The following is an 11,331-nucleotide window of genomic DNA, read 5'->3' as shown; positions in this document are numbered from 1 at the left end:
GCGCCGGGGCTACCGGTGTTCCGGAGGCTTTTAGCGTTTGCCCTTGGCCGTGGGCAGCTGCGCGGCCTGCCAGGCGTAGGTACCGCCCTCCAGCACGAACACGCGGGCGAAGCCGGCCTTGACCAGGCGGTTGGCGGCCTTGCCCACGCCACGGCCGTCCTTGTCGATCAGCACGACCGGCATCTCCCGGGCCTTGCTCAGGTCTTTGTGCGTTTCCGGATCGAACTGGCTCATGGCCACGTTTTTCGCGCCGGGCACGTGCGCTTTCTCGAAGTCCGCGCTGGCGGAGAGGTCGATGATGAGCGGCGTGTCGCGGTTGATGAGCTGGGTGAGCCCGGCCGGGGTCAGGCCCTTCCACTTGCGGAAGAGACGGGACACCTCACCGCCGATCAACACGGCCAGGATGACCACGAACAGCGCCACCAGCGCGGTATGGTTGCTCACGAACTCGGGCAACTTGTGCAGTACGTCGTTCATCGGGTCTTCCGCGTGCCAACAGGGCTAAACGGTCGATTATAGCGGCTTCAGTGCACCGTGAAGTCCGGCAGCCCGGTCATCAGCCGCCATTTGCCCTTCTCGCGGTCGTAATGCCAGCGCTGGCGGTCGACGATGCTGCGCTCCGCCTGCGTATTGATGTTGACGACACTGATCTGGACCACCTGCACCACTTCGTTTTCGCCGTCAGGGCGAGGGCCGCCGCCTTCGTCGTAGCCGGTGACGCGAAGCTGGGCCAGGCGACCCTGTTCGATCGAGCTGAGCGGATGCTCTTCGGCGTAGGTCGGGTCGATGTAGATCTGGGCACCCGTGAAATCGCCCCAGCGGATCGAGCCCGCATAATTCTGCAGGGTGGTCGTCAGCGCCTGGTTGCGCTTGTCCGTGGCGCAGCCGCTGAGGCTGAGCAGGGCGAAGCAAACAGCGGGCAGGGCAAATCGGCGCATGGCGGTGTCCTTCGGGGCGTCGGCCGGCATTATGCCCGGCGCTTGGCCACGAAGCGCGCGTCCATGCTGGCCAGCGGCTTGCCGTCGTCGCCCGGTACGATGCAGGTGAAGTCCGCGCGGGCGCGGCCCTTGCCGTCCAGCATGGCGAAGAACGAGGTCCAGCGCGCGCCGGGCGCCAGCCGGGCCTCGGCGCGCAGATCGGTCCAGACCGGGTCGAGGTAGCGCACCGTCGAATCGGCCACGAACACGTCGCAGTCGCTGCCACGCCGGCGCAGCATGGTCTCGACCAGGCTCCAGCACGCCAGGGTCATCAGGGTGACCAGGCTGCCGCCGAAGGCGCAGGCCTTGTCGTTGATGTTGGGCGCAAGCGGGGCCGTCATGACCAGGCGCTCGCCATCGAACTCGGCAAGGCGCACCTGCATGGCCTGCGCGAGGGGTATGCCGTCGAGGATGAAACGCTCGAGAAGGGCGAGATCGTGGGTTGTCGAGGTCATAAGCGGGCAAGTCTACGAGGCGAGGCAAACCGTTCGCATCCGTATGGCGACCCAACCTTCGGCATTGGTGCAGCCGACCCCATATTCCTATGCTCCCGTATCACCCGCAGGATGCCCCCACGTGAGCCGTACCCAGCCGCTTCGTAACGTCACGGTCGTCATCACCCGCCCCGCCGGCACGGCGGGGCCGATGAGCCGGCGTGTGCGCAAGCTGGGCGGCATTCCCGTCAGCGTGCCCGGCCTTTCCCTGCGTGCCACCGAGGACGCCAGCGCCGTGGACGCGGAACTGCGCCGGGCGCTGGAGGGCGACGTGCTGGTGTTCACCAGCCCCGCCGCCGTGCGCTTCGCTGCCGATGTCCTGCCTCTCGCCACCCGTGCGGTCGTCATCGCCGTGGGTCGCGGCACGGCCCGCGCCCTGCGCACCGCCAACCTGCCGGATGCCCGGTTTCCCGAGGCCTCGCAGAACAGCGAAGGCGTGCTGGGGCTGCCCGAACTGGCCGACATCCAGGGGCGTCACGTGGCCCTGATCGGCGCACCCGGCGGGCGCGGCGTGCTGCGTGAACAACTGGCGGCACGCGGCGCCCGGCTCAGCGAGATCCATGTGTACCATCGCGTGGCGCCGCGACTGGATCGCCGCCATATCGATCCCCTGCTGAAGCTCACCCGGCGCTCGGCGGTGCTGCTTTCCAGCGCCGAGGCCCTGGATCACCTGCACCGTGCGCTGATCGCGCCGGCCTGGCGCCGGCTGGTCCAGGCCGTGGCCGTGGTCAGCAGCGAGCGCCTGCGCGATATCGCCACGGCAGTGGGTTTCGAGCGTGTGGTGGTCGCCGATTCGGCCATGCCCTCGGATCTCCTCGCCGCAGCCAGCCAGGTGTCGTTCACGCGCCGTTGAGGGATGTAGTCCATGCGTTGGCGTATGGCCTGCTAGCATGCGCCCCATGACGACCGAGACCCCCCTGAGCGATTCCGTTCCGGCGCAGCCCGCCCCGGCCGCCGTGCCCCCGACCGCGCGCACCACGCGTGCGCCCGATCCCGCGCCGCGCCGCGGCAGCGGTGCACTGGCGATAGCGATCCTGTTCTCGCTGGCCGCGCTGGGTGTCGCCGGTTATGCGGGCTGGACCGTCTGGACCATGCGCCAGGACATCGGCGCCGCCAACGGCCTGCGTGGCCAGGTCGACACGCTGCAAGCCGCGGTGGACGGCCTGCGCGACGACAACGCCAATCTTCGCCGCCGCGTGGGCGATGCCGACGGCGTGAACCGCTCGGCGCGTGAGGCCATCCAGGGCATGTCCGAGCGTACGAAAAATCTCGAGGATGCGGTCGCCAACCTGTCCGAGCGCAGCCTCAGCGGCCATGACGCGATGCTGCTCGATGAAACCGAATCGCTGCTGCGCATGGCGAAGGAACGCTTCGCCTTGTTCGGTGACGCCAACGGGGCGCTGGCCGCCTATGACCTGGCCGACACGACGCTGGCCGCGGTGAACGATGCCGCGTTCTCCGCGGTGCGCCAAAGCCTGTCCGCCGAGCGCGAGGCGCTGAACGGGATCGCACCGCCGGCGCGGGCCAGCGATCTGGCGGCGCTGGCCGACCTGCGCGCGCAGCTGCCCACGCTGCCGCTGAGGAACACCGACACCCCGGCCGACGCCACGCAGGATCGCGGTTTCTGGCAGCGTGCCGGCGACGCACTCGGCAGCATCGTCAAGGTCAGCCATGACGACGGCACGCCGCTGGGCCTGGCGGACGATCGTATCGCTCGCGAACTGGCGGCCCTGGATGTCGCCAACGCCGAAGCGGCGGTGCTGGCCTATGACGACACGGGTCGGCAGGCCGCGCTCAAGCGCGTGGATGCCGCCCTGTCCGCCCGCTTCGATGCGGCATCGCCCGCGGTGCAGGCGGCCCGGTCGCGGGTGGCCGCGCTGCTCGCCAGCCCTTCGAAGGGTAACCAGCCTAAGCTTGGTGCCGCGCTGACCGAACTGCGCAGCCTCCGCTCGGTGCACGCCCTCAAGGGCGGTGACACCGCGGCCCCGGCCCATGCCGGCAGCACGTCGGCACCTGCCGCAACGGCGACTCCGGTGGCCCCCAACGCGACGCCCCCTGCCGCGCCCGTGCCCGCCACCTCGGCGGCGTCCGCGCCGAAGGCCACGCCATGAAGCTCTGGCGCTGGATCGTCGGTCTGATTCTCGTGGCGGCCATCGCCGCGTTCGCGTGGCACTGGGTGGCGGACGACCCGGGTTACGTGCTCATCCATCTGCGCGGCACCAATGTGCAGATGACCGTGGTCACGGCCGTGGCCATCCTCCTGCTGGCATGGGCCGCCATCACGCTGCTGGTCGCCCTGATCCGCTGGCCGTTCGGCGCCATGACACGGCGTCATCGCCACCTGAGTCGCCGGCGCCTCTCCGATGGCCTTGTCTCGCTGGTCGAAGGCCGCCACGGTGAAGCCGAGCGCGACCTCAACCGCGCGGCGCGTTATCCCTCGGTCCGTGGCCCGGCGCTGCTGGCGGCCGCGGAAGCGGCGGAGCGGCATGGCGAATCCACGCGTGCGCTGGAAACACTGGACCAGGCAGCGCAGGAAACGCCCCGTGCTGCGCGCGTGCTGCGCGCACGTCTGCTGCGTCGTGCGGGCCGGGCGGCGGAAGCCACGGCCTTGCTGGCGCCCGAGGCCGACAGCGGTGCGCTTACGCCCGCGGGCTGGATCGAATTCGCCGAGGCGTCGCTGGAAACGGGCGACACGCGTAACGCGCTGCGAGCCATCGAGCCGCTGCAGAAGAGCGGTGAACTGGGTACACGCGCCATGGCCGAGCTTGAGTCGCGCGTCGTGGCCGCGTACATCGCCGGCACGCCCGATGGTGCCTCGTTGTCCGCGGCGTGGTCGCAACTGCCGAAGGGCCAGCGCCGCCTGCCCGCCGTGGTCGACGCCTACGCGCGGCACGCTGCACGGCATGGCCAGACCATGGCCGCCATGGACGAGATCGAAACCGCGCTGCGTCGCGAGTGGTCGCCGACCCTGGTCGCGACATACGGCGGCATGGGCGCCGAAGACATCGACCAGCGGCTGCGCAAGGCGGAAGCCTGGATCGACACGCATCCCAACGATGCCGCCTTGTTGACCGCCGTGGGCCGCATGTGTGTGCGCGTGCGCCTGTGGGGCAAGGCCAGGCCGTACCTCGAGCGGGCGCTTGCCATCGCGCCGAGTGCCGACGCCTGGGAGGCCCTGGGCGACGTGTACGTGGGTGAGGATCACGCCGACATTGCCCAGCGTTGCTATCGCAATGCCCTGGCGCTTGCGCGTGGCGAGGCGACCGAGGCACTGCCCGAGGTGCGCACGCGTCGCATCGATACCCGCGTGACCGCAGTGGAAGAGCGCGACCAGCACGGCGTGCCGCGGCTGTCGCCCTGAATCAGCGAGGGGGCGCCGGCGGATGCCAGTGCCCCGCATCCGCGCAGCGATCGGCCCGTGTCTTGAGGCGTTTTACGTCCTCGGGTGATCGGTCTTTCAGCGCATCGGGTGCGTCCAGTTCGACGTAGAGTTCGACGCACTGGCGCGGCGTGTCCGCGGGCAGCGTGGAATAGCCGTAAGGTGCGGTACCGCCCTGGCGCAAGCCGGTGGAGACGAGGTTGGCGATGCCCACCAGCGCGGCCAACACGAATCCGCTGACGGTCAGCCGGGTGGACCGTTGCCCGGATCGCTGCCGTGCCCGGACCACATGGGCGGGCAGGTAGGCCGAATCCGGCGCGGCCATGCGCGTCAGCTCGTCGCGCGTCGAGGGCGATTGTGCGTCGAACAATGCCTGCCATGCGCTCAGCGTGGCCGCGGAAAGGTGCAGGCCGATCCAGGCCGGGTAGCGCTGGTGGAGTCGCGCCACGTCGGGCCAGTCTCGCAGCAGCGAGCGATCGAGGCCCGCTTCCGCACGGACGAAGCGTGCCAGCCACGCCTCGCGCCAGTCGCTGGCGAGTTGGGCCCAGGCGTCGCGCTGCACCATTACGGTTTCGATCCAGCGGCCGCGTTCGCCGAGGGACGCCAGGTGGCCGACCTCACGCCAGTGGCACTGCTCCTCCATCGCCGCGAACACCGCCGCGCGATGGCTGATGCGCTGCAGGCCGATCAGGTCGATCAGGTGTTCCTCGAAGCGTCCGGGCGCGTCGATGTACTGCGTGCGTACTTCCGCCAGGGCCTGCGTGAGCGATGTCGCCACTTCATCGGGCGTCTGCGCCGCCACGTCAGCGGCAAATCGCCAGGCCAGGGCAATCGTGGGATCGGTCGCGGAAGCGACGGCCTCGTCATCCACGTTTTCACCCGACGGGACGGCGACATCGGCCGGTGCGTTGCCGGACGGTGGTGCGTCGACAGGGTCGACCGCCTCGCACGGCATCTCCGCTGGCGCCTCGACGGCAGCTTCCGCTGCCGCAGCGTCGGCGGCCATGGCCTCGCACCACGCGCGGGCCGCCTCGTAAGCCTCGCGCAGGTGCGCAAACCCCCGCGGGTCCACCGCCGGGTCGATACGGCGCAGTGCGGCCGCATAGGCGCGGCGGACCGCCACGCGGTCGGCGTGCGCGGGCAGGCCCAGCGCCTCCAGGTGCCACGGTGTCGACGGGGGCGTGCTCATTCCGAGGGTGGCACGGCGAAGCGGTGGTCGTGTTCGATGGCGTCCACCGTTTCGCGGAACGCGGTACTGTCCCGGGAAATCAGCCGAGGGTCCTGGGTGGCCAGCACCTGCTCGAAGCGCAGGATGCGCTCGCCGAGACGCTCGCGAACTTCACCCAGCAGCTGTTCGTAGAGCCGGTCTGCCCGCGCCAGCAGGGTGCGGTTCTCCAGCGTGTCGCGCGGATGGATCTTGAGTTCGGCCAGTGCGGCCAGGCGCCGGGCCACCTCGTCGGCGGGCATGTGCGCATCGCCGCTCTCGATCACCGCGCGCGCCACCTCACCCGTGGCCACTACGGTTACTTCCACCTCGAGCAGGCCGTTGACGTCGTAGGTGAACCGCACATCCACGCCCTCGGCATGACCGGGGCCGGGCGACAGCGGCACGGTAACCTCGCCCAGCGCGATATTGTCGCGGACCATGCGTGACTCGCCCTGGTAGATACCGATGCGGATCTGCTTCTGCTGCGGCGATACCGGAACGAATCGCTGCACGCGGCTCACGGGCACTACGGCATTGCGTTCGATCACCGGCGCGTAGAAGCCGGGCGTCTGCGAGCCGTCGTCGAGGAAGCGGGCCACCTCGGTGCCGAGCGTGTAGGGACAGACATCCGTCATCACCCGCTCGTCGAGCGCCTTGTCCTTCATCTTCAGGCCGGCCTGCACGGCCGCGCCGAGGGCGACCACTTCATCGGGGTTGTGACCCACCGCGGGAAAACGGCCGAACATCCGCGTGACCAGCGCGCGGACCATCGGCATGCGCGTGGCGCCGCCGGCCAGCACGATGTTGTCCAGGTCGGCTGCGCGAATGCGCGCGTCGCGCAGGGCCCGCTCGATCGGGCGCCAGAGTCGGTTGAGCAGCGGCTGCGCCGCCGTCTCCAGCATGCCGGTGTCGACCGCAACCAGCACGGCGGTGTCCTGCCAGACCATCTCGAAGGCAACGCTTCCGCGGGTCGTCAGCGCATGTTTGGCGGCCTCGGCGCGGGCCGACAGGCGCTGCATGAATACGGCATCGTTACGCGCCGCTTCGGGCAGGCCCTGGGCAAAGGCGAGATCCACGATCAGTGCGGTGACATCCTCACCGCCGAGCATGTTGTCGCCGGCGCTCGCCCGCACTTCCATCACGCCGTCGAACATCTCCAGCACCGATACGTCGAAGGTGCCGCCGCCCAGGTCGAAGACCAGGAACTGGGTTTCGCCACCGTCGTCGTGCAGGCCATAGGCGAGCGCGGCCGCGGTGGGTTCGTTAAGCAGGCGCTCCACCTTGAGGCCGGCCAGTTCGCCGGCAAGACGCGTCGCCTTGCGTTGGGCATCGGAGAAATACGCCGGCACCGTGACGACCGCCTCGGTGACGGGCTGGCCGAGGTGAGACTCCGCATCCGCCTTCAGCGAGCGCAGCACGAGGGCGGACAGTTCTTCCGGGCGGTAGTCGCGGTCGCCCAGGCGCACGCAGCGCGTGCTGCCCATGTAACGCTTGAACAGCGAGGCGGTGAGTTGGGGATGGGTCTGCAGGCGCTCGCGGGCGGCTTCGCCGACCAGGACACGGCCGTCGTCGTCGATGCCCACGCAGGACGGCGTGATCGTGCGACCGAGCGCATTCGGTATGAGCCGAGGCACGCCGTCGACCCATGCGGCCACGAGGCTGTTGGTGGTGCCCAGATCGATCCCGACGATCATGTATCGCTTTCCCCCGGCGTCCATGGACCGCGTTGCGGCCCCGGCCGATCGACGGCCCTGGCGCCCCTTACAACACGGTCAGATTGGCGTAAGCGTAAACCAACCACTTGCTGCCGGCATCCTCGAAGTTCACCTGCACGCGCATGTGCGAACCCGCACCTTCGGCGCTGACGAGGGTGCCTTCGCCGAACTTCGGATGGCTGACGCGCTGGCCGAGGCGGATGGGCGAGGCCTCCTCCAGTGACGAACCACCCGAGAAGCGGTCGGCGTAGGCAGGACGCGACACCTGCACGCGGGGGCGCAGTTCGTCGATCAGCTCGGGCGGGATCTCGCCGAGGAAGCGCGAGGGCCGCGCCAGCATCTCGGTACCGTGCATGCGCCGGGACTCCGCATGGGAGAGGAACAGCCGTTCACGCGCGCGTGTGATGCCGACATAGGCCAGGCGGCGTTCCTCCTCGAGGCGGTTTTCTTCCTCGGTTGAGCGCTGGCTCGGGAACAGGCCTTCCTCCATGCCGACCAGGAACACCACAGGAAACTCCAGGCCCTTGGCCGAGTGCAGCGTCATCAGCTGCACGCAATCGTCCCAGGCCTCGCCCTGGCCTTCGCCGGCTTCCAGCGTGGCATGCGAGAGGAAGGCGGAGAGTTCGTTGAGGCCGGCGTCGATGTCCTCCGGCGTCATCTCGAAGCGGCTGGCCACGTTGACCAGCTCGTCGAGGTTCTCGACGCGCGCCTCGCCGTTGCCGCGCTTGTCGTTCTCGTAGAAATCGCGCAGCGTGGTGTGCAGGATCGCATGCTCGATCTGCTCGGCCAGGTTGAGCGCGGTGGGGGATTCGTCGCCGCTGACGTTGTCGTGGCCGCCGAACGTGCGCGCCAGGTTGTCGATCAGGCCGATGAACGCCTTCAGGGCGTTCTTGGCCCGCCCGGCCAGGCCGCCGATGGAGGCCTCGGTCAGCGTGGCTTCCCACATCGAGCTGCCGTCGCTGCGCGCACGGCGACGCAGTTCGTCGAGCGTGCGGTCGCCGATGCCGCGCGGAGGCGTGTTCACGGCGCGCTCGAACGCGGCGTCGTCGTGGCGGTTGGAGGCGAGGCGCAGGTAGGCCAGGGCGTCCTTGATCTCGGCACGCTCGAAGAAGCGCAGGCCCCCGTAGACACGGTAGGGCAGGTCGCGCTGGATCAGCTGTTCCTCGAAGTTGCGCGACTGCGCGTTGGAGCGATAGAGGATGGCGCAATCGCGCGCGTTGCCGTGTTCGGCCACGTGCTCGCGGATGCGCTCGATGACGAAGCGCGCTTCGTCCTGCTCGTTGTAGGCCGCGTACAGCGCGATGCGCTCGCCCGCGCCGCCGTCGGTCCACAGCTGCTTGCCCAGGCGCCCGCCGTTGCGCGCGATGACCGCGTTGGCGGCGTTGAGGATGGTGGACGTGGAGCGGTAGTTCTGCTCGAGGCGGATCGTCTTCGCGCCCTGGAAATCGCGCAGGAACTGCTGCACGTTCTCCACCTTGGCACCGCGCCAGCCATAGATGGCCTGGTCGTCGTCACCCACGACGAACACTTGCCCGGTGCTGCCCGCCAGCACGCGGATCCAGGCGTACTGCAGCGTATTGGTGTCCTGAAACTCGTCGATCAGCAGGTAGCGCCAGCGGTCCTGGTAGTGCTTGAGAACCTGGGGATCCTTCAGCCACAACTCGTGCGCGCGCAGCAGCAACTCGGCGAAATCCACCAGACCGGCGCGCTGGCACTGCTGCTCGTAGGCCTTGTACACCTCGACGAAGGTGCGCGTCACCGGATGGTCGCGGTGCTCGATGCCGTCGGGGCGCTTGCCTTCGTCCTTCCAGTTGTTGATCTGCCAAGCGGCCTGGCGCGGCGGGAAGCGCGCTTCGTCCAGCCCCATGCCGGCGATCACCCGTTTGATCAGGCGCTGCTGGTCGTCGGAATCGAGGATCTGGAAGCCTTCCACCAACCCGGCTTCACGCCAGTGGCGCCGAAGCAGGCGATGCGCGATGCCGTGGAAGGTGCCGACCGTGAGCCCCTGCGTGCCACCCGGGATGATGCCATCCAGGCGGGAGCGCATCTCGCCTGCGGCCTTGTTGGTAAAGGTGACCGCCAGGATGGCCCAGGACGGCACACGCTCGACCTGGGTCAGCCAGCCGATCCGGTTGATCAGCACACGGGTCTTGCCGGAGCCGGCGCCCGCGAGGATCAGGTAATGCCCGGGAGGGGCGCTGACGGCCTCCCGCTGGGCGTCGTTGAGGTCGTCGAGAAGGTGGGATACATCCATCCGCCTAGTGTAGCGAATGGGCTCCCACCTTGGCCCGGCTTAACGCTTCTGGGCGATACCTGCGACGGCGACGATGCCACCGATCACGATACCCGCGATACCCACCCACTGCGGGATGGACTTGTCATGGGTGGCCTCGATCTTGGCCGAGCCGATCGACGCGACAGTGTCGGTCTTCTGGTAGCTGCCGTTGCCGATGGTGACCCAGATACCTGCCGCGACAAGAATGATGCCGACGACGATAAGACCTGCGCGCATGTGTTTTTTCCCTGTTTTGATCGGTGGCGGGAGCATGCGTTGACGAATGTGAGGGCGGCGTGGGGATGGTCTGTGCTCGCTTGGAGCAATCACCACGTCACGCGCTGATTGAAGCCGCGAGTCTTCGTGAGAACACTCTCAATGTCCATATTTCTCAATATGTTAGGTGTTTACAGGGTGCCGGCTTATCGGCATGCTTCTCGACTCGGCAACGGAGGACGGTATGAGGACGTCAATGTCGAAGCGGTAGCCGAACTGGCGATATTGAGCCGATCGCATCGTGGCCGACGGTCGAACGCCAATACAGGTTGCTCAAGTAAGGAGACTAGATGGATGCAAGGAAGTACATCGTCACAGTGTCCGCAGCAGCGCCGCGGGCGTGGATGCATCAGGTCGATCAAGAAGACCTGGCCGAGCGGCGGGCTCGGGTCCAAGGAATGAGGTGCTGATGCGCGGCTTGCTACGACTGGTGATGGTCCTTGGCCTCGCGTGGTGTGTCGGGGGTTGTCACAACGAGTCGTTTCCTCCCCTTGCATGTGTGCCGTTTGATGCAAGCAAGGTAGGGCGGTCGGTGACCATTCCCGTAGCCGTTACACGAGCCAGCGCGAACATCGACCATGTTTACATGGTGGGATTTTACTTCCGTGACGAAAGCGAGGGTGGTCCTGCTGAACAAATGCGTGGATACCCGCCCAAGGTCAAGCTCTATCTTCGAGTCCATGTCTTTCATGAAACGGAGGGAGGTGAAATTCCAATCGTCGTCAACGATGGCGACTTCACTTATGACGTTGGCACTAGGACGTTTTCGTTTCCACCGACGATGCATGAGCGAGGGACCGACATCGCTTACGTATCTTCAAGTGGGTACCTCAAAGGCGTTGCGCACCGGGAGGTCGTGTCTTTCCGGTTTCCTGATTACGGGCGCTATCGAGTCGAGGTATCGACAGTCTCAGACATGCCGCTTTTAGACAAGGTCCCTACTTGGCTAACAGTCGAGCGTGAATTCCCGCATGGAAAGTAGCGCGGATATGGATACTCGACGTCGCG

General features: G+C 67.8%; 11 protein-coding genes. 4 read left to right on the top strand and 7 right to left on the bottom strand.

Going from position 1 to position 11,331, the window contains the following annotated elements; all coding sequences use genetic code 11:
* Nucleotides 1-30: 30 nt before the first annotated feature.
* The 3 genes from ACVKN3_RS04775 to ACVKN3_RS04765 are packed head-to-tail and all read right to left on the bottom strand — an operon-like array spanning nt 31 to nt 1,432.
* Entirely contained in the window at nt 31-477 is a 447-nt protein-coding gene (locus tag ACVKN3_RS04775) for a rhodanese-like domain-containing protein (RefSeq protein WP_285405108.1), read from the bottom strand.
* 47 nt (nt 478-524) lie between these two features.
* Nucleotides 525-938, bottom strand: coding sequence for a hypothetical protein (locus ACVKN3_RS04770; RefSeq protein ID WP_354513818.1), 414 nt, complete (start codon nt 936-938; stop codon nt 525-527).
* A gap of 29 nt (nt 939-967) precedes the next feature.
* A complete protein-coding gene (locus ACVKN3_RS04765; RefSeq protein WP_036137968.1) occupies nt 968-1,432 on the bottom strand; it encodes a YiiD C-terminal domain-containing protein in 465 nt (154 codons plus the stop codon).
* A 121-nt stretch (nt 1,433-1,553) separates the two neighbouring features.
* Here ACVKN3_RS04765 and ACVKN3_RS04760 point away from each other — a divergent pair, with 121 nt between their 5' ends.
* The 3 genes from ACVKN3_RS04760 to ACVKN3_RS04750 are packed head-to-tail and all read left to right on the top strand — an operon-like array spanning nt 1,554 to nt 4,832.
* Nucleotides 1,554-2,324 carry a uroporphyrinogen-III synthase gene (locus ACVKN3_RS04760; protein ID WP_285405114.1) on the top strand — a complete coding sequence of 257 codons (771 nt, stop codon included), beginning with the start codon at nt 1,554-1,556 and terminating at the stop codon, nt 2,322-2,324.
* Nucleotides 2,325-2,370: 46 nt separating this feature from the next.
* Nucleotides 2,371-3,582 carry a uroporphyrinogen-III C-methyltransferase gene (locus ACVKN3_RS04755; protein WP_354513821.1) on the top strand — a complete coding sequence of 404 codons (1,212 nt, stop codon included), beginning with the start codon at nt 2,371-2,373 and terminating at the stop codon, nt 3,580-3,582.
* Nucleotides 3,579-4,832, top strand: a complete 1,254-nt coding sequence (locus tag ACVKN3_RS04750) for a heme biosynthesis HemY N-terminal domain-containing protein (RefSeq protein WP_354513823.1) — start codon at nt 3,579-3,581, stop codon at nt 4,830-4,832. The genes ACVKN3_RS04755 and ACVKN3_RS04750 overlap by 4 nt, the downstream gene beginning before the upstream one ends.
* Nucleotide 4,833: 1 nt before the next feature.
* On the opposite strand, the gene ACVKN3_RS04745 is transcribed toward ACVKN3_RS04750, so the two are convergent.
* The 4 genes from ACVKN3_RS04745 to ACVKN3_RS04730 all read right to left on the bottom strand — a co-directional run bounded on the left by ACVKN3_RS04745 (nt 4,834) and on the right by ACVKN3_RS04730 (nt 10,284).
* Nucleotides 4,834-6,039: a hypothetical protein gene (locus ACVKN3_RS04745; RefSeq protein ID WP_354513825.1), complete on the bottom strand. Its 1,206-nt coding sequence runs from the start codon at nt 6,037-6,039 to the stop codon at nt 4,834-4,836.
* The gene (locus tag ACVKN3_RS04740) at nt 6,036-7,751 is read right to left on the bottom strand and encodes a molecular chaperone HscC (protein WP_354513827.1); all 1,716 of its coding nucleotides are present in this window, start codon (nt 7,749-7,751) and stop codon (nt 6,036-6,038) included. Before ACVKN3_RS04740 ends, ACVKN3_RS04745 begins: the two co-directional genes overlap by 4 nt.
* Nucleotides 7,752-7,818: 67 nt before the next feature.
* Nucleotides 7,819-10,026 carry a DNA helicase II gene (gene uvrD, locus ACVKN3_RS04735; RefSeq protein ID WP_036137954.1) on the bottom strand — a complete coding sequence of 736 codons (2,208 nt, stop codon included), beginning with the start codon at nt 10,024-10,026 and terminating at the stop codon, nt 7,819-7,821.
* 39 nt (nt 10,027-10,065) lie between these two features.
* Nucleotides 10,066-10,284, bottom strand: a complete 219-nt coding sequence (locus ACVKN3_RS04730; protein WP_036137951.1) for a hypothetical protein — start codon at nt 10,282-10,284, stop codon at nt 10,066-10,068.
* Nucleotides 10,285-10,855: 571 nt separating this feature from the next.
* On the opposite strand from ACVKN3_RS04730, the gene ACVKN3_RS04725 reads away from it, so the two are divergent.
* Nucleotides 10,856-11,305 (top strand): hypothetical protein, encoded by a 450-nt coding sequence (locus ACVKN3_RS04725; protein ID WP_354513829.1) that lies wholly within the window; start codon nt 10,856-10,858, stop codon nt 11,303-11,305.
* The last annotated feature ends 26 nt before the right edge of the window (nt 11,306-11,331 follow it).

Source organism: Luteibacter sp. PvP120, assembly GCF_054055715.1.
Note: the sequence above shows the minus strand (reverse complement) of the source record. Positions and strands in the feature narration are given on the sequence as shown.